Below are 20490 nucleotides of genomic sequence, written 5' to 3'. Positions count from 1 at the left end.
TTCTTCATCAGAATCTCCTCCTTAATCATTCGAGAAAATTCTACTTTCAAACACCCCTAAATTTCGGGGGGATTACCGGACAAGCTCATAGAATACTCAAGTCAGCTTTTGTCTATCGTTCGGCAGCCGGCTCAATCAAAGGAGTTTATCTAATAAAAACAATGCTCTACGACCCTTGACGCGTAGGATCATTCCTCCGGCTTGGAAAAAATCCACCAGGTGACGTTATCCAGGCCCGTAACCGGTTTCCACGCAAAGCCATAATCGATCAGTTTCAAAGACGGAAATTGCTCCATCCAGAATGCACCGAAATCGCGTTTGAAGAGTTTGTCCGTATGTCCCCGATAGACGATTGTTTCAGGGTATGAACTGAAGGACTCGGCACACATAACAACGCGCCGGCTCACCCTATGCATTTCCGAACAGACTTGTGCCAGGTTGTCTGGGCTTACATGAACGAGAACACCGGAGGTAAAGACAAGATCAAAGGAATTGTCAGGAAACGGCAGGGACTCGCCGGTTGCCGCAAATGTTTTCTCGGCCGGAACGACCCCATCACTCACCAGATTCTCACGAGCCTGATCGTTTGGCTCGACCGCAACGAGATCGGCGTCGCAGAGATTTCTCAGCGCCCGGAGGTTGATCCCTACATTCGCTCCCACTTCCAGGATGGATTTGGAGTCTCCATATCTTTTGCGGATACTGTCCAGCGCCTGAGACCAGAACCGCGTACGATTTCGGACGCGTTCTTCAGTAGCGGCATTCCGAGCGTTATATTCGGTGCCGAAATCGCCCCGCCACAAGTTGATCTGTTCATTCTCAAGCATTTTCATACCATCCGGTTGGTTCAATCGTTCTTTGGCTCGCGCAGAAGTGCCAATCCAAATATTTAGCGCTTAACGACCATAAACTCTCAAAAGCAGCAAGCCTTTTAGTCGTTCAAACAACCGCCGCCCCAAAGCCTCCGCCCCCTAAATCTCACACTGCCTGCCCTCGGCCTCAGCCCCTTATCAAGAACCACAGCGCTCAAGACTCCAACGTTTCATCTAACGCGCGCAGTTCTTCTACGGTGAGAAAATGTGGGTTGTTGCTCGAGTTGTAGGCGAACTCTTCCTCTACAGGCAGCCCCTGCTCATCAATCTGATTTGTCTGAAAGTCGTCGTCCCGGCTGTGAAACCGAATCGCGGGGCGAATCACGTAGTGATCGTGGAACCGCAGCGTTAAATGTGAATCGTCCGATGGACACATTGTCTCATGCAGTTTTTCTCCCGGCCGAATTCCTATGCACTTGTGAGGCAGACCCGGTGCCATGGCGTCCGCAAGGTCGGTAATGCGGACTGAAGGTATCTTGGGGACGAAGATCTCCCCCCCATGCATGCGCTCAAAGCTCCGAATCACAAACTCGACGCCTTCGTCAAGAGTGATCCAGAAACGGGTCATTCGTGGGTCCGTGATGGGGATTTCCTGTGCCCCCTCATGCAGTATCTTTCGAAAATAGGGAACAACAGACCCCCGCGAGCCAACAACATTGCCATAGCGGACGACAGAGAAAACCGTCTCATGGCCTCCAGCTATATTGTTGGCGGCAACGAAGAGTTTGTCCGACGCCAGCTTCGTTGCGCCATAGAGATTGATCGGGTTGGCCGCTTTATCGGTCGATAGCGCGATCACCTTCTCCACATTGTTGGCCAGCGCGGCATTTATAACGTTTTCAGCCCCGTGAATGTTGGTTTTGATACATTCCTGAGGGTTGTATTCGGCCGCAGGTACCTGCTTGAGTGCTGCGGCATGAACCACAATGTCCACACCTCTCATGGCCTGAACAAGGCGATCCTTGTCTCGGACATCGCCGATGAAATAGCGCAGCCGCGGTTCCTCACCTATCTCCTGCTGCAGGTCGAACTGCTTGAGTTCGTCCCGGGAGAACACAATAACTTTTTTGGGTCTGTAGCGTTCTAGCAAGGTTCGAATGAGTCTTCGACCGAACGAACCCGTGCCGCCGGTAATCAAAATACTGCGCTCGTCAAACATACCTAAGATTCGTCCAAAAATTTGAATGTTACGCGTTAGCTGATTGAACAAGCTTCTTGAAATGCGCGCTCGAATCGACCAACTCGCCGTAGGCTCCGTCGGCGACGAGTCGACCACTCTCCATTACGTAAATTCGATGGCAGTGTCGAATCGTTGAGAAACGATGCGCGATAATGATAACAGTCTTCATCCCGCGCAATGCGTCGATAGCCTCCATCACTATTGCTTCAGTCACATTGTCCAAAGCGCTGGTGGCTTCGTCGAAAATAACTACCTCGGGATCATGGTAAAGCGCCCGGGCGATCGCCAAACGTTGCCTTTGCCCTCCAGAAAGGCGAACGCCTCTCTCGCCCACAACGGTGTCGTAACCTTGCGGTAGATCATTGACAATAAAATCATGGATTTGTGCGGCTTTTGCAGCCCGTTCAACAGCCTTGTCATCAACATTGGCGCACGTGACGCCGAATGCAATGTTTGCAGCTACGGTGTCATCTGCCAGATAAGTCGCCTGCGGCACGTAACCGATGTTCTTCTGCCACCCCCGCAAATTGGAGCCCTGCAAGAGCTGCCCATCGATCAGAATTCGCCCTTGCGACGGTTGCAAAAGGCCGAGAATAAGGTCGACCACGGTGCTCTTTCCAGCTCCAGTGCTGCCGACAAAGGCTACACTGGTTCCGCGTGGAATCGCCAAATTAAGTTCATAAACTGCCGGCCGGTCCATATTGGGATAAGAAAAGCTTACTCTCTGCAGATTGACAGCCCCATTTAAGCGAACAATCGAAGTTTTCGCTTTCTCCTCAATCTCAGTAATCTGCGCTTCCTTAGTGTTCATATCCTCGTAAAGGACTTCAAGCGCAGGCATAGCAAACCGGATTTTTGTCAGATTGCTGAATATTAGTTGGAATGCCGGCATCAAACGGTAACCCGCGAGGGCATATAAAGAAATCAGCGGCAAAGCTTCTTCAAGGCCGCCGCGCGTCGCCTTTAAATAGATCACGGTCAACAAACCACCACCAAATGCCAGCGCCTGTATCCCAAATTGCGGCAAATCGCTAATCAGCGTGCTTGTCGCTTGGTGGCGGGCAAAACGCTCGGACGGTTCACGAAAGCGCTGGAGGTAGGTCTCTACTCGCCCCATCAGCCGGAGTTCTTTAATTCCACTCAGCGCTTCATTTGCAAGGACAAAGCGTAGTTGGTTGGCGTTGACCCTATCATTACCGATTTTTTGAAGCATTTGGCGCGAAGTCATATATACAGCAGTAAATGCACCGCCAAGAACAAGTGCAACGGCCAAGGATAGCCAAGGTTCCAAAAACAGCAGTAACGTAAGAATCGCGATTGCCACAACGGCCCCAGACAGAAGGCGAAGCATTGGCATCAAAATGCCACTTGTCACTCGATTCACTTCGGACAGCACAGATTTGCCAAGGTCGGCGGTGTTTCGCCCAAGGAAAAAAGAATAAGGTTGCCGGAGGTAGGCACTTAACAAACGGCAGGAAATAGTGTGGAGCCGCATGGTGGTAAATCGCACCAACACATAAGTCGTCACAGCCCTGACCGCCATGGAAAACAGGAAAATACTCAGAGTCGCGCAGCCCAGAAGAATTAGAAACTTGTCAGGGCTGACAAATCCCAAAGTGTTGTAAACAAAAGAAAAATAGCTATTACTCTCAATGACTCCGGGACTAGCCAAAACAAGAACAAATGGCATTATCGACGCGACACCCAAGGTCTCAACCAGTGCCATCAACAGCATAAGTGCGAACACTTGAACAGCCCGACGCCGCTCGTGATAATTAAGCAGCGCATTGACCATCCGAACCGTACGTATCATTTCCTACTAACCTATAGCTGACAGAGCACCGACTGAAGAAGAACATCTTCTCAACACGGCCCTCACAAATTTGTCCGCCGACTTAGAAAAACACTCCGCAACTTTGTCTATCTCCATATGAAAACCGAAACCAATTGAAACAACGTCTTTGAGGCATTCCTTATCGCTGCAAAAATATCCGAAACAACTAGTGATCTCTACGTGTCGGAATATCACGAATGCCTATTATTGCGACAACTGAATTTCGTGCGCGCTCAAGCAAATAAAGGATCTTCGGCACTTCAAGAGGTCAAAGCAGTTCACCACCGCCCTGCATGAATGTCGCGCTTAAAAACAAGGGCAAGATAAGACTAGCGCCTGAATAGACGCTGGCACCCAAAACCGTCAAGGATTCACTTGTTCAAGGTGCTTGTGCACGTGAGCAATGGTTACGCCAATTTAGAACGTCGACTTGCTATAAGACCGTTAGGTTGAGAACACATGAACCTACACACAGAGACAAGCAGACTCAGCCTACAAATATGCTGAACCATACTGATTCATGAGCGCTGCACCATCACCGATAAAAATATACAAAAATCCAATATCATTGTAAAATTCGACCAAAATAAAAAAAGGAAAATACAATAGATTATTTAGAACCAATCAACCATCAGTATTTTTAATACAGTTTTACACATAAACAATATGTTTGTTTGTATAATTTTTACTTTTACCCATTGTTCATCTTTCGCTGAAATTCTGCGCCTCCTCTCAAAAGAACCGCGAGCGCAAAGAGATGTTTACATTGTCAGCCGGGGGGCTTAAATGGCTTCAACAGGCCGCCTATACATTCACCAAAGACCGTAAGGGCGCAGTCTCAGTTTTGTTCGGTTTTTCCGTCATCGCCGTGATTGGTTTTCTCGGCTTGGCAACCGACGCTGGCCGTGGATACATAGCTAAGGCACGCCTGGGTCAGGCTGTTGACGCAGCTGCACTCGCGGGCGGCAAGGCTATAAATCAACCCTATCGCGACGCGGAAATTCAAAAGTATTTCCAAGCAAATTTTCCCAACGACTACATGGGCTCGGTCCTAATCGACTTTGAAATCGAGACCGGAGAGGGGAATGAACAGCTGACAATTACTGCCACAGCCCGAATTCCAACGACCTTTATGCGCGTGTTGAGCGTTGACGACATGGAAGTTTCTGCCCGTTCCGTCGTGAAACGCTCGGTGCGCGGGCTGGAACTGGCTCTGATCATGGATAACACTGGCTCTATGCGGAGCAGCCAAAAAATCCAGACCATGAAGGCGGCGGCCACTGACCTCGTTAACATTCTGTATGGTGAGAAGGAAACAATTAACAATTTTTGGGTTGGTCTGGTCCCCTTTGTTGCAACCGTCAATGTAGGAAACCAGCATGTTGATTGGCTGCACGAACTTGCACCCACGACGACAATTGACGGGAACAAAGTCGTCATCGAGGACGGCACGTCTTTTGGAAACACGACAAGCGGGGGTGGCGTACCTGCGGTTTTCGATGGCAACAGAAATCAACTCATCCCCGACAGCGGCTACAGGCAAATCTTTCGCAAGGGATCATTCGAGAAGCGCTACATCGTCGTAGGAAAACAATGGGAAGATGAATCGAAAACGGTCGTAGGATACCGCCTTACCAGCCCGTCAAACTATGGTTTTTGGACTTTCGGAAGCCAGAAATCAATTAAGATGTTTGTTGTTCTCCAAGGTTCAGACGATGGCGTTTCCTGGACCAGACTTCACTTGGGAAGGGCCAAGTACAGTAATCGAGGTAAGAAGATTCAACGTGTCCTCACATTTACCGACGGTATCGACACGTCAACGGCCTATCGCTACCACAGAATAGTCATGGGCGGCAGGATCAAGAAAAAAGCCATCGTCTTGTTCTCCGAGGTCGAGTTTTTTGAGGAAGCCGAAGAGGATGTCGAAACGGTTTGGAAAGGCTGCGTAGAAGCACGCCCGTCTCCGCGTGACGAGTCGGACGATCCTCCTTCAGAGGAGCTATTTACCCGTCACTTCTGGCCGACAACAATTAACGATTATGACGACGATCAAGATGGCGACAACGACTGGCCTGAAATCGACGAGAGCAACGAGGCCCAGAACGAAGGCACCGGCCCCAACCTCGGTTGCGGTCCCGCCATCACTTCTTTGACTGCGGAGAAGACGAAAGTATTAGATGCCATCGACGAAATGCAGCCATGGCACCGCGGTGGCACGCACGCAAACCTCGGTTTGGCATGGGGTTGGCGTGTGATCTCCCCGCGCTGGCAGGGTCTCTGGGGTGGTGACACGCCGGATAACCTTCCGATGGCCTATGACGCGCCTTTGATGGACAAGGTCGCCATTGTTCTGACCGACGGCCAGAACGTCTACTATGACTGGCCGGGTGGCCTGCCAGGACGCCCCCTTTCCGGAACCTATCCTGATACGGATTACTCGGCTTACGGCAGATTGAGTGAAGGCCGGCTTGGCACCACAAACCAAGGTGCAGCGGTCGTTGAAATCAATAACCGTATGTCTCGGTTGTGCGAGAACATGAAGGATGAGGGCATCGTGATCTATGCCATCACATTCCAACTCAACGACGTGGCAACGCAGAACCTCATGAGAAACTGTGCGTCAGATCCGGAGAAGTATTACAATTCTCCGTCCAATGACGAATTGCGAGCGACCTTCGTAGCAATTGGTAACGAGTTGACCAACCTGCGCATCGCGGAATAGCCAAGTTGCAAGTGAGACCGTCTGATGTCGTGTCAAACCGATTTCAGGCGGTCTCGCTCCTTTTCAAAGTGTAGGCTCATTTTGGTACAGGCATCGCCCCATGCACGCGATTCGGTGTACAAATGCCACAAAAAAACAACCTTCAATCCGGCAGCTTCTCTGTCACACTCTGCCAACGGCGATGAGAACAGCTTTGGGCAAATCATTTGTTTCGGATGAGCGTCAAGGCCGTTATCAGACCGAACAGACTATGCTACATGTGGAGATCGTCCCGATTCTCCCAACGGCTTGTTAATGTTTCTAGCACACGGCACCTCCAAACAAACGTCAAACAAGGCCATAGCGTGGCACTGAAGGTACTCTACGTAACGATGCAGTTCCCGGTTCCCTCCGAAACCTTCGCCGCGGTAGAGATTCGGGCCCTTCTGGGTCAGGAGGTCGAGGTTGCGATCGCTACGTTCAAGCCCAAACCGAAGGACTGTAACGATGTCCTGCGCGACCGACGGCTGCCAAACATAGAGATCGATCATAATTCCCTATTCTCCAGCCTACGGGGTCTTTGGGTTGCCCTCCGTCCGCCATCACTTCCCTTAAGGCTGCTTGGATCGCTTTTTACGCGCGGCAACGTGACGGCAGGATCAGTACTCAAGAGTCTCGCTCTTGTTCCCAGAACTCTCGATCTCTTTGACAAAATTCGCCGCTCGCCTCCGGACATCGTCCATCTCTACTGGGGGCACTACCCGAGCCTTTTAGGCCTGCTAGTCCATGAGCTTCTTGAAGACGTGACTCTGTCGCTATCGCTAAGCGCCTACGACCTGCACAGCCGATATGGGCCAAGCATTGAACTGGCCAGACAAGCTCCCCTGGTTTTCACCTTGGCACGCGCCAACACACCTGCGCTCAAAAACTTCGGCGTTCTGGAGGGCCGGGTCCACGTCGTTTATCATGGCATCGACGTTGAACCGGAGACGTTCCGGGACGCTCAGGAAAAAACCCTCGAAGTCGTTATCGCAGAAAGACTTGTTCCACTAAAACGTACAACGGAAAGTCTGCGGGTTTTCCGCCGAGTCCTCGATAAATGTCCCGCTGCACGGCTATCCGTGCTCGGTGATGGACCGGAAAAAATGCACCTCCAGGAAATGGTAGATCATCTGGGCATCGGAGACGCGGTCCAGTTCTTGGGGCATGTGAGCCACGAAGAGGTTTTCGAACAATTTTCTAAGTCCAAGGTGCTGTTGAGCATGTCCTCATCGGAACGTCTGCCGAACACGGTAAAGGAAGCCATGCTGCGAAACTGCATCCCGGTGGTTTCACGCACCATGGGAATAGATGAACTGATCAGCAACCAAAAGACTGGCTTCATTATCGAACAAGGTGATATAGACCAAGCTGCCTATGCGGTTGTTCGATGCCTTCAGGAGTGGGAGAGCCTATCCAACCTCCGCGTCGCTGCACGACATCACATTACGGAGAATTTTAGCAGCCAGGCCGTTGCACTGCAGCGACGTGAAATCTGGAAAAAGACAATAGACAACAGGCGGCGCCCCTGAAGGGCTTGGCCACAAAGCGGAAAAGGTCTCATAATCTTAATCGCCTTCTAACTTTATGAATCAGCGCCAAACACAGCCTTTTCCAACGTGTCCGCAAAAAGCTTTGCTACATTTTTGTCTTCAAACCGCGGCGGTAGCAAATTCGGCCGGAGCTCTCTTGATTTACTCTCCTTCACCTTGTCAATTTCTTCAGCAAGCTCCTGTTCCGAAGATACAAGCGTCAGGGCATCACTGGAGATTTCATTCGACAACTCGATGACCCCGCCGGCGTCGCGCGTCGAAATGACCGGCGTGCCGCACGCAAGAGACTCAAGCACAATGTTGGGAAACCCTTCCCAACGGGAGGGTACAATCACTGCATCTGCACCAGCTAGAGCTGGTGCCAAGTGTTTTTCAAAGCCGGCAAATCGAACACGCTTGTCCAACCCAAGCTTGCGGCACAGGCTTCGCAATGCGCTTTCTTCCGGGCCGTCTCCATAGATTGTTAGAAACACATCTTCAGACGTCGCCGACAAGGCACCTAATAAAGTATCGAAACCCTTAGCGTGTGAAAGGCGCCCGGCTGCAACCAGGCGCCGCCCCGGACTCTCGTCGTGAGACAAATTTGCAGCCGACTGTCTCAACGACGCGACAGCAACAGGATTAGGCAACAGCACTAGCCGACTTAAATCGACGCCGTAGCCTGATGAAAGATCGCGTTCAACTTCACGATTCAAACAAATTACGGTATCTGCGCGCCGGAACAAAGCATGATAACCCAAACTCAAAAAGCGGCCGTAGTTGGTATCGGGCAGGCTTTTTGATGGAGTGCTTGGTTCCCGAACAACTACCCTGGTAAGCTTCGGTAACGCAACCCGGCTCGCCAGCAATGCAAGGTTAACGTAACTGTGCGACGAAAAGATCAGATCAGGGCGACGCTTCCTGATCACACACAGTAAAGGCCAAAGCGCCGATCTCAGGCGAGTCGCGCCCAAATCGTGCAGCATTATGTCCTTTGGCAATAAATCTGCGAACTCTCCCTTTCCATCAAAAACAACAAGTTCCGGCGCAAATCGATGTCGGTCGAGCAGTGACAAAAGGGTCAAAATCACCCGCTCAGCACCGCCCATTCGGAAGTTCGGCAAAACAAAAAGAATGGAGACTGGCTTTCTATCGCCTGGAGAGATCATCGATACGCCGCCTGATCATAACGCATTAGTTTCTTCGCGCTCGTTACCTCTTCTAGCGGCCAGATGCAAGCACGCCGCCGCTCCATGTTTCACCAATGCACGGATCTTATGCAGATAAACACGATGGACCCGCTTCTAAACCCTATCTGCTTTACAGCCGCCGGACTTCCAGATATGCGATCGAACCGAAGGGTTACGATGCTTGATCGCAAAACTCAAGAAAGCTAGAACGTCCTGCGAAGCCATCCACGTTGGGTGTAGAGCTGGCGGTGCTTGGTTGACAAATATTGAGAAGGCATTCCGGTTTATCACTTAACCGCGTTACCATTCTGACATGCCGTCTCTAGGCGCTCCCTTATCCCGCGTCGCATCGTAAGGTTCGCACCACAGTGCCCCTTGTTTCCGTAATAACGCCCGCCTACAACGCCGCGCGCTTCATCGGCGAAACCATCGCATCCGTGCAGGCGCAAAGCCTGCAGGACTGGGAGATGATCATTGCCGACGATTGTTCACAGGACGACACCTGCGAAATCGTGTCACGCTTCGCCAGCAAAGATCCGCGCATCGTCCTTGTAAAGCAGGACAAAAACAGCGGCCCGGCGGCCACACGCAATGCCGCGCTGCAGCGGGCCGGTGGGCGCTTTATCGCGTTTCTCGACAGTGATGATCTCTGGCTGCAGGAAAAGCTGGAGCATCAAACAAATTTTATGAACATCAAGGATTGCGCCGTCTCCTATACCTGGTACCGGCGGGTTTCCGAGGATGGAAAAACGCTAGGCCGAGTCATCGAAGCGCCCGCCAGCCAGACCTATCGCCAAGCCTTGAAGAACGCCGCGATCCCCAACCTGACTTCGATGGTCGACACGGCGAAAACCGGACCGATCCGGATCAACGAAGCCGGCTTCAGGGCCCACGACTACATTCTTTGGCTGTCGCTGTTGCGCCAGGGACACAACGCGCTTTGCCTGCAGGAAGACCTGGCACGTTATCGTTCCGTGGTCGGCTCGATTTCCAGCCCGCCCGCCCGCTCGGCCTACTGGGTCTGGCGCATCTACCGGGATATCGAGAAACTCTCGTTGCCCTATGCCGCCTGGTGCCTTTTGCACTACGCGGGGCATGCGCTGTTAAAACGCAGGGTGTTCTGAATACCATGGCTGCGCACAAAAGATCAGGATCAAAGCGTGTGCTGGTGACAGGCGCCAACGGCTTTGTGGGCCGGAACCTCTGTGATTATCTGTCGCGGCAGGGTTGGAACGTCCGGGCTGCGGTCCGTACGGGAGTCACAACATCGGAACCCGACCGCGTCGTGGTCGGAGAAATCGGCGGCAGCACCGACTGGCAGGAAGCGCTCCACGCGGTCGACGCCGTCGTTCACTGCGCCGCGCGCGTCCATGTGCTAGACGAAACAGAGCCAAATCCGTTTGAGGTCTTCCGGCGGATTAATGTCACCGGCACCGAAAATCTCGCTCGGCAAGCGGTAACTGCAGGCGTCAGGCATTTCATCTTTCTCAGTTCCATTGGTGCAAGAATTGCTGAAAACGATGGCCTGGCCACACCTTATCAACAGAGTAAGCTGGAAGGTGAGAAAGTGCTCACCGGCATCGCCACCGAGAGTGAGACGGCATTCACTTTTCTACGCCCGCCCCTGATCTACGGCCCGGATGCGCCTGGTAACTTTGCGCTGCTTGTGAAAGCTATCCAGCGTGGCGTGCCCTTACCGCTGGCCTCAATAAAAAACGGCCGTGCGTTCCTTTACATCGGCAATCTCTGCGATGCGATCCAGCGCTGTCTGGACCGGCCCGATCAAAGTCAACGCTGTTTAGAAGTGGCGGATGGCCCCAGCATCTCGACGCCGGATCTGATCCGGGAACTGGCTGCGGTACTGGGACAGCCAGCCCGCCTCTGGCCCTGCCCTGTCTGGTTGCTAAGCCTCGCCGGTAAGATGACCGGCCGCAGTGCAACCATTGAACGTCTCACCGGATCTCTCGAACTCAGCACGTCCGCTATGATGGAGGAACTCGACTGGTCACCGCCTTGGGATCTGAGGGCGGGTCTGACTGCCAGCTTTAACTCAGGCATCAGCGCAGGGGAGAACTGAAGATGTCAGCATCTCCCATAGCAAGTGCAGCCTTCGGGCTTTACCGAGCATTCGGTTTCCTGGCTGCACCGCTAATCGCGCGGCACATGGAAAAGCGCAAGGCCCGCGGCAAGGAGGATAGCGAACGCTTCGGCGAGCGTTTTGGGCAAGCGGGTCAGGCGCGCCCGAACGGCAATCTCGTCTGGATACATGGTTCCAGCGTTGGAGAGTCGGTCTCTGCATTGCCGCTGATCTCACGCCTCCGGGAAGAACGACCGGATCTCGCGATTCTGGTCACCACCGGCACTGTCACCTCCGCCCAAATGATGGCCGAGCTCCTGCCCGATAGCGTCATACACCAGTTCGCCCCAATTGATACGCCGAATGCCGTTCGCGGCTTTTTCAATCATTGGCAACCTCAATTGGGTCTGATGATTGAATCCGAGTTCTGGCCGAACCTGTTGCTTGAAGCAAAGAGACGGAAACTGCCGTTGCACCTGATCAACGGCCGCATGTCGCCGAAATCCTTCAAAGGGTGGAAACGCTCAGGCCCTGTGTTTCGAGCGCTGTTGGAGAGCTTCGAAGGCATTCAGGCCCAATCGCCGGAGGATCAACATCACTTTCAGGCTCTTGGTTTCGAGGCTTGCAGCATGCCAGGCAACCTGAAATTCGCGGCCCCTGCGCTGACTGCCGACCCCACGCTGCTCGAACAGTTCCAGGCCAATCTGGGCGAGCGACCGCGCTGGCTGTTGTATTCCAGCCATCCGGGCGAGGAAATCCTGGCCGCGCAGGCTCACCGTCTGATTGCGCCGGCACATCCAGGCCTACTCACCATGATTGTGCCCCGTCACCCGGAGCGCGGTCCGGATCTTGCTGAAGAACTCCGCGCGCAGGATATGAACGTCGCCCAACGAAGCACAAGGGAACCGCTCAACCCCGAAACCGAGATCTATCTCGCGGATACCCTGGGCGAGTTAGGGGTCTGGTTCCGTCTGAACCGGATTGCCATGATGGGTGGAACTCTGATTCCCAAGGGCGGTCAAAACCCGATCGAAGCCGCCCGGCTCGGCTGCGCCCTCCTCTGTGGTCCTCATACCGGCAATTTTGTGCGCATCGTCGAAGACATGATCGCCACCGGCGCGGTCAAGCGCATCAGGGAACGCCCCGGCGACCTCGGGGTCGCCGTTGGTAAGCTGTTGAAGAATCCAGACAAATACGACGAGATGAGCGCTGCAGCACGTGCGTTCGCCGATACCCAAGGAGAGGTCTTGGACCGGATCGTGGCGCAACTAAATCCGGCTTTCGACCGTCTGAGGCAGTCGTAGAGTCCGATCGCGCTCATGGAAAAATAGCCGGAAGATGTATTTTCTCGTCACAACAATCTTCGACCTATACCAGCGTCTCGCCTGGTGGGTATTTGTAACGACCTTTTGAGAACGGCATCGAAGGGTCCAACCTCACAAGAGAACCCAACCAAACAGATAAATAGGTTTCTAAGGATTTTGACCCATGCGATCTATTGGGAGAATCTGTCCTTCAGGCACAGGTCCCGCCATTGAGCACGGCACGGGCGTCCGATCCAAATGCGCCCTTCTGCACCGAGTGCACGCCGTCCTTATCAACAAAGGCGGCAATGACTATCGCCCCTTCGATTTCCGCACCACTGACCTGGGTTTGACCGTATTCGGAAACCGGCAGCCGGTCGTCCAGGTCAATGGTAAAGTCAAAGTTCTTGCCGGACCAAAAGGCTGCAAATTCCAGATCAAGAACCCGTGCGCCGTCATGCACGACCGGCGCCTCGATCAAGCGCACATCGGACGCGCGCGCCTGGAAAGGCTGAAAAACCGAAACGCCCTCACCGCCGGGCGCAGTATCGAAGACCAAGTCTCCTTTCGATCCGGCAAGTTGGATCTTCAATGACGTCAAGCTCCAACTTCCGGCACTGACGTTGCGGATCTCGAAGCTGTCCTCGGGCGCCCCTTCAAGGAATTCGATGACCACGGCCGGACCACAGGCCTGTGCCGAGAGCCCTGGCAGAAAAAAAGCAATCAGTGAAGGAATGACAACCAGCAGCACCTGCTTCGCCTTGCCACCCGCTTTCTTCACGCCCCCATCCTCCATCTTCCGCGTGCAGACTTAACGTAAAATTCCGCAACGCTTCGAACCAACCTCAGAATATCAGAAAACGGTGAACGCTGACAGCAACCCTGGGCGCAACCCCTTTTCTGGGTTACCGTTTCGCCTAAGTGAGCAAATACCTCGCAAAGGAAGTCCGATGCCCAATCATCAAACAAACTCGCCGCACCCCGTAAATCAAGACGAAGCCATTGGCCTGCGCCTCGGCATTGTCTCCGACGTGGTCTGCCCATGGTGCCTGATTGGGTTCAAGCAGTTCGAACAGGCCATGGGTGTAACCGGCGTCTCTATCCAGATCTTCTGGCATCCATTCGAGTTAAATCCGGATATGGCTGAAGAAGGTGAAAATCTCCGCGATCATATCGCCAGCAAGTACGGCACTTCGCCCGAAGACAGCGTCAAGGCACGGGCGCGCCTGACGGCCCTGGGGGCCGATCTCGGTTTCAGCTTTAACTATGCCGACGACATGCGGATGTATAATACCTTCCGCGCGCACCAGATACTCTATTGGGCCGGCACACAGGGGCGCCAGCACGATCTCAAGATGGAGCTCTTCAGCACCTTTTTCACTCATCGCCGGAATGTCAGCGATCCGGAGATCCTGGCTGATGCCGCGGCGGAGATCGGGCTCGACAGGAATGAAGCTCTTAACGCCCTAACCGAAGGCCGCTATGCGGAGAAAGTCCGCAATGAGGAAGTTTTCTGGACATCGCGCGGCATCCAGGGTGTCCCGGCCATGGTCTTCAACGAGCGTCATCTGGTAGTCGGAGCGCAGGGTACAGATAACTACGTCACAATCCTCCGGCAGCTCACCGAAGGTCAGGCTGCGTAAGGTTTACCCAATGAATTTCCCGGTGCCAGTCATATGAGCCTGAAAAACGTCAAAGCCCTCACCTTCGATACCGGCGGAACGGTTCTCGACTGGCATTCCGGCTTTCGCGATGCCCTCGCCGCAGCAGGCGCGCGGCATGGCATTAAACGCGACTGGCCGGCACTGGCCAATGACCTGCGGCGCCGGTCTCTCGGTGCCATGCTGAATCTGGGTGACCATGAGCCACCCGCTTACAATTTCGATCAGGCACATCGTTTCTCACTCGATGCCGTCCTGGCAGATGAGGGGCTCGACGTTTTTGACGAAAACGACCGGCACGCCATAGCCTGGGAGGCACCGCACAGTTTCCAATGCTGGCCTGATTTCCCAGAAGTCCTGCCAAAACTGCGGACAAACTACATCACGGTCTCCTTCACAATCCTAAGCTACCGTCTGGTGATCGACACCGCCAAACGTAATGGCTTGAGCTGGGATGCCGTGCTGTCCTGCGAAGGTTTCGGTGTATACAAGTTACTGCCTGAGGCCTACCGCAAAGCGGCCGCATTCCTTCAACTCGATCCGCAGGATTGCTGCATGGTTGCCTGCCATCCCTTCGACCTGGATGCCGCACGCCAAGTCGGCTTCAGAACCGCGCTGGTCCAGCGTCCAAAGGAATGGGGCCCGGAAGATCCACGCGAGCTCCACCCATACAATCCCGCCGATTACGATCTGGTGGTCAATGATTTCCCGGCACTGGCTGCCGAGCTCTAACCAATTGAGGCAGAGGCTGATTCACGATTTTCTTTAATACAGTGAAAAACGATCAGACTCGAGATTGCGACGTGGAACCATCCAACTGCTGTTGGAAGCAGGCGACATTGGTCACCAATCCGGGCAACAGCCACTGAAATAGCTGGACTACGGCTTCGACTTCGCCATCAGGCGCATCGTTCAACGCCGCGGCTTTAAGCTTTGCGGTGTCGAGCCCTCCGAGGTTAGGTAAGGAATGCACCAGCTTGACGGCTTCCTGGTGAACTGATTCAACACGCGGCTCGTAGTCCGGCGTAACAATCACGCTTTTCAGGTCCGCCCAGGCTAGCGCGAAATAACTTGGCCAGCGAGCCAGAGCACGATAGTCGGTGTTAACGAAGGGCAGCCCCAAGGTTGTTTGGATATCGTCGTAGACCTCGATGGTCTGTGCATCCGCGTGGTGCCGCTCCATTAAAACCAGACGCTGCACGGCCGCTCCGCCTCTTTCTTCAATATTGGCCGCAACGACTGTTGGTACCCCGGACAGCGTCCCATCCTGCAGCAGAAGACGCGCGATGGTCGCGATCAGTAGATAGGGGAAATTGCCGACCGCAAAAACCTCGATCACGTCCCCAATATCTGCGCATTCCTGCTCTGCAAAGCCTCGCGTACCTAACGCGCCTCTCAGGCCGTTAAGATCGAAATTCGCGACCTGTTGTTCGGTAAAGGTGCGCAACCCCTTGCAGGCCTCTAAAAACGCGCGGTTCTGGCAAAGCGGGCGCACGCCCGACCAGAGGCAATCATAAAACGTGGGATAATGGGAAAAAGCCATAGTCACAACGCCCATCCAGGGCACCTGCAGCACGGCTTTGGTATCTTCATAAACGGCCTTGCGTGGCCCTCGCGCCAGATATTCCGGCAAAGGATGAATCGCTGGGATCGGATTAGGCTTTTTACGAGCGAGATCTATCATGCCCGCAGGATAGCGATGAATGCGGGCAAGTCCATTGCGCAAGGAACAAATGACGCGACGCCGGCGCATCGTTCCCTGTCACGCACGCCTTGCACTCAACTCAGCAGAGAGCAACCTTGGCACGCTCTCACGCACCCTGCCCCGCGTCTTTGTCTCTCATAACGCCCGAATCGCTGCAATCTCACCCCCAACCGACCGAAAGCACCACGCTCATAAGTAGTTTCCCCGAATTGTATTTGGCGCGCGAGTTTGCGATGACTCTTGTCATGATGGCGGTCTCGGCCGCAGTGAACCTCGCGAAACTCGGCGGTTAGGCGTGACAATCAGATTGAGGGAGCTCTCGGCAGGAGAGTGACGGTCATGAAGAACGAATTTAACAACCAGGTACTCAACAACTTCGTCGCTCAGCGACTCAGGCAACACCGCGAGCGCACGGATGTGACCCGCGAAAATCTGGCGCGTCACCTTCGCTTGACCGTCGACGTAATCGAGCGGGCAGAGGCAGGTCTGGTGCGATTGGAGGCTCTGCAGCTCTTCGAAGCCTGTCAGGTCTTCGGCGTGTCCTTAAGATCTTTCTTCGAGGGTTACAATGAATTCCAGCAGCACACCCGCGTAGATCTCAACCAGACCAACGAACCAAATCACGCAGCCGCCGGATAAACATCTAAGGGCGCCGGGGCAATAAAATCAGGGAACAGGGAAGTGCAAATGACATCGAATAATGAAGAAACGATCACAGCCCATGTGGCGAGCAGGATCCGGTCGCGGCGCATGGAATGCGGCAAGACGCAGCAACAGGTCGCTGGTCTGCTAGGAATTTCCTTCCAGCAACTTCAGAAATACGAGCACGGCACCAATCGCATCACCGCAGGCCGTTTGTATCAGTTAGCCGAAGTGCTCGATACAAACATCGCTTACTTCTTTGCCGATTATGAAACCGGCGCAACCAAGCAGGGGCAGAGTCAGGAAGGTCAAATCGATGCCGCTGAATCGATGCGGCTTGTCAGGCAGTTCAATGCCATTCCTTCCGGCAATATCAAACGCAGCGTCCTCGGCCTCATCCGCTCGCTGGAGAAGGTCGAAAACGAATAGAACGCGACACATCGCTGATTTGGCGGGCTAAAGCCTGACCGCTTTTCCAATCCAGCGAAAAACGGTCAGGCCTCAACAAACCAAGTGCCGCAACTGACCGATAAAGAGACTCTCGGCTCATAGCAATTTCCGCCGACACTTTATCCTACGTCGTGCAAGGCGCGCCTTAAGGGAATTTGCTCCGCTCAGCGGTAAAACATTTCAACCCCGCAATACTTCACCGACCAACAAGCGTCGTCATTGGGTTTGCCATTTCTGCATACCCAATGCGTTCACCTGCGCAATCAAGTGCAAAACTGGCTTGGTTTGTTTCGCGGATAGGCGCAGCTCGAATTTGCCCCCTCCTCTTCCTTCGTGAATTTCACATCGAAGCAGCATGATCAGTCGACCGGCAATCAATGTATCAATTATAGGGACATATTATTTAATTATTTTACTCCGATAGCGAATCCACAATACTCCAGCCCTTAAAAAAACACGTCTTTTGAAACTTTTTTCATATGTATGCATCTAATCACATCTGGTCAGCCGTATCTCTTTTTACAGCCGCCAATCGATGTGCAACACGGCGGTAAATTGGATTGAATATTTATCAAGGAGATTGTGATGGCGACCTCAAAGTATTCGATTGGAATCGCAGGAACGCTGGTCGAACGCCGCCCAGGTTCCCCCTACCCGGCCTCCCCGCTCCGGTTTCTTAAGCAAGACACACCCAAGAACCCCGATACTCTCTTTTCCATGGAGCTTCCGGCACAAATCATTCGCTGCGACGACATCTATGCCGGTGGCATTACACCGATTGGCCGTATCGTTATCGACGGTCAGCATCCGGCGCCAGCCGCCTGTGTATCGGCGTCCGTCGTTGATGAAGATGCCGTATCGAAAGCCGCATTCGATCTTCAGACGCAACTCGGCGATGGACCAATGGCGGCGGCGGCTCTTCGCATCTCCTCGACAACGAAGTCCTTTACGGAGGTCGCGGAAATGGCAAATCACCTGGGATGTGGTTGTGGTGGTGCTGGACGCATGACCGGCACCCTTAGCCTGGGCGCCTCAATGCAAGAAGGTGGGGCCTTGAGCTGGTCAAAAGCCGTTCCTGCGGCACTGGTCGTCAAGTCCGCTTATGACGATTTTTCCGGAGATGTTGTCGCCAACACAACGGGCTTTATATTGGCGAGTTGTAATTCCGACTGGTACTGGAAGGGCTTCTTCCGCAAGCGGATTACACTCTGCGAAGGCGTGTGCAAGGGCTCAGGCAAAGGAAAACCCTGTACCTGCGATTCAAGCGCACCAAATGCCCCCAGACTCTGCCAGGGCTGGGTCAGTTGCGACTGCTGATTCTCATCTCTTGCGAAGTTTGTGACACCGCAGGGGCCTATAGAGTGCGATCGTTTTTGATATGCGAGAACAAGAGCGATTGCACTCTAACCGTACGATTACGAGTATGCTTTACAGTTATCGCTGATTTAAAGAAAGGCCATCAATCTCTGTGCTACGGCAGGACCGGGCTTGTCCTGGCCGGCCCGAGAGCTATTCCGACTGCGTCAAACGCTCAAGACGTGGGCGATAGCTAACCCCTTCGTCTTCGTCGAAGTACTCGGCCAGCTGCTCGCGGTAACGGGCAATTTCACCATTGCTTGGATCATGAAAATCTGATTCGCCCGACGCTTTTCCAACGACAACGGTGCCTTCCATCTTCATCAAGATATGAGGCAGGCAGTGATACTCATAAGTTCCTTCATCCTGAAACCTATAGGACCAGCGTTCACCTGCCACTAACAGATAATCGCTCTCGAAACCATCAGCACCTTTGGGAAATCCATCCGGATAAGTGATCATATTATGAGTAACATCCGCTGCATTTATCCAAGTGACCGTATCCCCTGGTTCGATATGCAGGCTACGCGGCTCAAAGGACATGCTCATACTGTTGAGATCCGACACGATCGAGACAACATGCTCTCGCGGCTCCTTCTGTTCCCAGGCGCATCCGCCTCCAAACAGCAACAGGCACAAGCTGAACTTCGAGATTTTTGGCTTCACTACACTTCCCATATCCGAGATGAGACCCTTCGAGCGTCTAACGGCTGCAAACCGGTCGAGCTCTTTTTAGTTGCGTTACATTGCAATCGTACTATCTATCCGGAAAATTTCAGACCCGTGAAGCTAGGTGGAATTAGTTTATCTTTTCCTAATGCATTCCCAACAATCATACGACGTACAAGCATACGGGGAGGGCGAACTGCTCCATCAAATTCGCGTCAAGGCCCTCGCACAAGTGAGCATCGCCTTAAATTGATTGAGGCTCGAACCGGTCACGCCCCTTCTCGGGTATCATATGCCGACGCAGTATCGAAGAATTCATTGAACTCGATGATCTTGCCGTCGCGCATACGGAAAAGATCGACCTTGTCCACCGCGACCAAGTTACCAGTGGATTTGTAGCGAAAGCCAACGTCGGCGTGAACCGCAACCAAGTCGTCTTGAGCAATCATGCGGTTGATCTCGTACTTTTCCAAATCATAATCAGCGTGGATGCGGGCAATGTTGTCGAGCACGTTACCTCGTCCATAACAGGGACCTGCGAAGGCGAAATCTTCGCAGCGGGCCACAGTATTGTAGCTCGCATCACCGTCGAAGAGACTCGCCAGAGGTGCAGGATCGCAGCGGGCGTAGGCGTCATAGCATCGCGACAGCAAAGCCTTGTTCTCTGTGGCACGTGTCGACGGCTGATCCAGTGCTTCAGCAGCTGTCTGATTGAGAGGGGAAATGCCGGCAGCGGAGGCTGCTTCCCCGACCCTGAGTTCCGCGCAGGAAGGTGTACCTGCGCGGTTCATCCAGGCCCGCAGGCCAGCCGAATCGAAGAACTCGATGAATTCGACAATTTTGCCACCCTCGAAGCGGATCAGATCACCCAGCTGGACCTCGGTCTCCTGATCGCTTTCCTTGTGGCGTAACAAGCCGCCAGTGATGGCAAAGACCGAGTTTCCGTCGACGACCAATTCGTAGACGTTATAAGTCTTCCATTCGAACATTTCCGAGATCGCGATCAGAGCATTGCGCGCGCCCTCTGGTCCGTAGCTCGGGCCAGCAAAATGCAGAAAGCTCTCCGGTGCCGTAAAGCGGATGACGCCTTCCTCAGAGAACAGCGCAAGGAGAGGACCGGCATCACCGGTATCGTAGGCCGCATAGGCTGACCTCATGGTGTCAAGCAACCCGGGATCCGACGACATTTTTGTCCCTCCTTCGTTTGGCTCCTTTCCACTATAGCAGAAACCACCCTTTCGGGTAACATACAATGGTATTTCCCGCTAAAAAGGCATG

At 53.5% G+C, this 20490-nt stretch carries 18 protein-coding genes; 10 read left to right on the top strand and 8 right to left on the bottom strand.

What is annotated here, in order from left to right; genetic code table 11:
• Positions 1–188: 188 nt before the first annotated feature.
• The 3 genes from QMZ18_RS18970 to QMZ18_RS18960 form a co-directional block, all read right to left on the bottom strand.
• Positions 189–827 (bottom strand): pseudaminic acid biosynthesis-associated methylase, encoded by a 639-nt coding sequence (locus tag QMZ18_RS18970; RefSeq protein ID WP_282607902.1) that lies wholly within the window; start codon positions 825–827, stop codon positions 189–191.
• A 199-nt stretch (positions 828–1026) separates the two neighbouring features.
• A complete protein-coding gene (gene pseB / locus QMZ18_RS18965; RefSeq protein ID WP_282607901.1) occupies positions 1027–2031 on the bottom strand; it encodes a UDP-N-acetylglucosamine 4,6-dehydratase (inverting) in 1005 nt (334 codons plus the stop codon).
• A 28-nt stretch (positions 2032–2059) separates the two neighbouring features.
• Complete coding sequence (locus tag QMZ18_RS18960; RefSeq protein ID WP_282607900.1) at positions 2060–3865, bottom strand: ABC transporter ATP-binding protein; 1806 nt, start codon at positions 3863–3865, stop codon at positions 2060–2062.
• 778 nt (positions 3866–4643) lie between these two features.
• On the opposite strand from QMZ18_RS18960, the gene QMZ18_RS18955 reads away from it, so the two are divergent.
• Positions 4644–6608, top strand: a complete 1965-nt coding sequence (locus QMZ18_RS18955; RefSeq protein WP_282607899.1) for a Tad domain-containing protein — start codon at positions 4644–4646, stop codon at positions 6606–6608.
• A gap of 344 nt (positions 6609–6952) precedes the next feature.
• A complete protein-coding gene (locus tag QMZ18_RS18950; RefSeq protein WP_282607898.1) occupies positions 6953–8158 on the top strand; it encodes a glycosyltransferase in 1206 nt (401 codons plus the stop codon).
• Between the two features lie 53 nt (positions 8159–8211).
• Here the strand turns inward: QMZ18_RS18950 and QMZ18_RS18945 are convergent, their stop codons facing one another.
• A complete protein-coding gene (locus tag QMZ18_RS18945) occupies positions 8212–9327 on the bottom strand; it encodes a glycosyltransferase (RefSeq protein WP_282607897.1) in 1116 nt (371 codons plus the stop codon).
• A gap of 389 nt (positions 9328–9716) precedes the next feature.
• Here QMZ18_RS18945 and QMZ18_RS18940 point away from each other — a divergent pair, with 389 nt between their 5' ends.
• The 3 genes from QMZ18_RS18940 to QMZ18_RS18930 are packed head-to-tail and all read left to right on the top strand — an operon-like array spanning position 9717 to position 12729.
• Positions 9717–10472 carry a glycosyltransferase family 2 protein gene (locus QMZ18_RS18940; RefSeq protein WP_282607896.1) on the top strand — a complete coding sequence of 252 codons (756 nt, stop codon included), beginning with the start codon at positions 9717–9719 and terminating at the stop codon, positions 10470–10472.
• A 5-nt stretch (positions 10473–10477) separates the two neighbouring features.
• On the top strand, positions 10478–11425 hold the full coding sequence (locus tag QMZ18_RS18935; RefSeq protein ID WP_282607895.1) for an NAD-dependent epimerase/dehydratase family protein: 948 nt from the start codon (positions 10478–10480) through the stop codon (positions 11423–11425).
• A 2-nt stretch (positions 11426–11427) separates the two neighbouring features.
• Complete coding sequence (locus tag QMZ18_RS18930) at positions 11428–12729, top strand: 3-deoxy-D-manno-octulosonic acid transferase (protein ID WP_282607894.1); 1302 nt, start codon at positions 11428–11430, stop codon at positions 12727–12729.
• A 211-nt stretch (positions 12730–12940) separates the two neighbouring features.
• Here the strand turns inward: QMZ18_RS18930 and QMZ18_RS18925 are convergent, their stop codons facing one another.
• Positions 12941–13510, bottom strand: coding sequence for a hypothetical protein (locus QMZ18_RS18925; RefSeq protein ID WP_282607893.1), 570 nt, complete (start codon positions 13508–13510; stop codon positions 12941–12943).
• 169 nt (positions 13511–13679) lie between these two features.
• On the opposite strand from QMZ18_RS18925, the gene QMZ18_RS18920 reads away from it, so the two are divergent.
• Positions 13680–14372: a DsbA family oxidoreductase gene (locus QMZ18_RS18920; RefSeq protein ID WP_282607892.1), complete on the top strand. Its 693-nt coding sequence runs from the start codon at positions 13680–13682 to the stop codon at positions 14370–14372.
• Between the two features lie 33 nt (positions 14373–14405).
• Positions 14406–15122, top strand: coding sequence for an HAD family hydrolase (locus tag QMZ18_RS18915; protein ID WP_282607891.1), 717 nt, complete (start codon positions 14406–14408; stop codon positions 15120–15122).
• Positions 15123–15174: 52 nt separating this feature from the next.
• Here QMZ18_RS18915 and QMZ18_RS18910 read toward each other — a convergent pair whose 3' ends face one another.
• Entirely contained in the window at positions 15175–16143 is a 969-nt protein-coding gene (locus QMZ18_RS18910; protein WP_282607890.1) for a halocarboxylic acid dehydrogenase DehI family protein, read from the bottom strand.
• 291 nt (positions 16144–16434) lie between these two features.
• On the opposite strand from QMZ18_RS18910, the gene QMZ18_RS18905 reads away from it, so the two are divergent.
• The 3 genes from QMZ18_RS18905 to QMZ18_RS18895 all read left to right on the top strand — a co-directional run bounded on the left by QMZ18_RS18905 (position 16435) and on the right by QMZ18_RS18895 (position 18504).
• On the top strand, positions 16435–16734 hold the full coding sequence (locus QMZ18_RS18905; protein ID WP_282607889.1) for a helix-turn-helix domain-containing protein: 300 nt from the start codon (positions 16435–16437) through the stop codon (positions 16732–16734).
• Positions 16735–16782: 48 nt separating this feature from the next.
• Positions 16783–17166: a helix-turn-helix domain-containing protein gene (locus tag QMZ18_RS18900; RefSeq protein WP_282607888.1), complete on the top strand. Its 384-nt coding sequence runs from the start codon at positions 16783–16785 to the stop codon at positions 17164–17166.
• Positions 17167–17772: 606 nt separating this feature from the next.
• Entirely contained in the window at positions 17773–18504 is a 732-nt protein-coding gene (locus tag QMZ18_RS18895; RefSeq protein WP_282607887.1) for a hypothetical protein, read from the top strand.
• A gap of 192 nt (positions 18505–18696) precedes the next feature.
• Here QMZ18_RS18895 and QMZ18_RS18890 read toward each other — a convergent pair whose 3' ends face one another.
• Positions 18697–19209, bottom strand: coding sequence for a plastocyanin/azurin family copper-binding protein (locus tag QMZ18_RS18890; protein WP_282607886.1), 513 nt, complete (start codon positions 19207–19209; stop codon positions 18697–18699).
• Positions 19210–19481: 272 nt separating this feature from the next.
• A complete protein-coding gene (locus QMZ18_RS18885) occupies positions 19482–20399 on the bottom strand; it encodes a nuclear transport factor 2 family protein (RefSeq protein WP_282607885.1) in 918 nt (305 codons plus the stop codon).
• Between the last annotated feature and the right edge of the window lie 91 nt (positions 20400–20490).

The organism is Pelagibius sp. Alg239-R121, from assembly GCF_947331435.1.
Lineage (GTDB): Bacteria > Pseudomonadota > Alphaproteobacteria > Kiloniellales > Kiloniellaceae > Denitrobaculum.
The sequence above is the reverse complement of the archived record's forward strand: the minus strand, read 5'-3'. Positions and strand labels throughout refer to the sequence as shown.

Coding starts and splice junctions, on each gene's coding strand:
- QMZ18_RS18910 (WP_282607890.1), bottom strand. CDS start 16,143: ATGCGCCGGCGTCGCGTCATTTGTTCCTTGCGCAATGGACTTGCCCGC.
- QMZ18_RS18900 (WP_282607888.1), top strand. CDS start 16,783: ATGACATCGAATAATGAAGAAACGATCACAGCCCATGTGGCGAGCAGG.
- pseB (WP_282607901.1), bottom strand. CDS start 2,031: ATGTTTGACGAGCGCAGTATTTTGATTACCGGCGGCACGGGTTCGTTC.
- QMZ18_RS18960 (WP_282607900.1), bottom strand. CDS start 3,865: ATGATACGTACGGTTCGGATGGTCAATGCGCTGCTTAATTATCACGAG.
- QMZ18_RS18885 (WP_282607885.1), bottom strand. CDS start 20,399: ATGTCGTCGGATCCCGGGTTGCTTGACACCATGAGGTCAGCCTATGCG.
- QMZ18_RS18905 (WP_282607889.1), top strand. CDS start 16,435: ATGAAGAACGAATTTAACAACCAGGTACTCAACAACTTCGTCGCTCAG.
- QMZ18_RS18935 (WP_282607895.1), top strand. CDS start 10,478: ATGGCTGCGCACAAAAGATCAGGATCAAAGCGTGTGCTGGTGACAGGC.
- QMZ18_RS18920 (WP_282607892.1), top strand. CDS start 13,680: ATGCCCAATCATCAAACAAACTCGCCGCACCCCGTAAATCAAGACGAA.
- QMZ18_RS18945 (WP_282607897.1), bottom strand. CDS start 9,327: ATGATCTCTCCAGGCGATAGAAAGCCAGTCTCCATTCTTTTTGTTTTG.
- QMZ18_RS18930 (WP_282607894.1), top strand. CDS start 11,428: ATGTCAGCATCTCCCATAGCAAGTGCAGCCTTCGGGCTTTACCGAGCA.
- QMZ18_RS18895 (WP_282607887.1), top strand. CDS start 17,773: ATGGCGACCTCAAAGTATTCGATTGGAATCGCAGGAACGCTGGTCGAA.
- QMZ18_RS18970 (WP_282607902.1), bottom strand. CDS start 827: ATGCTTGAGAATGAACAGATCAACTTGTGGCGGGGCGATTTCGGCACC.
- QMZ18_RS18955 (WP_282607899.1), top strand. CDS start 4,644: ATGTTTACATTGTCAGCCGGGGGGCTTAAATGGCTTCAACAGGCCGCC.
- QMZ18_RS18915 (WP_282607891.1), top strand. CDS start 14,406: ATGAGCCTGAAAAACGTCAAAGCCCTCACCTTCGATACCGGCGGAACG.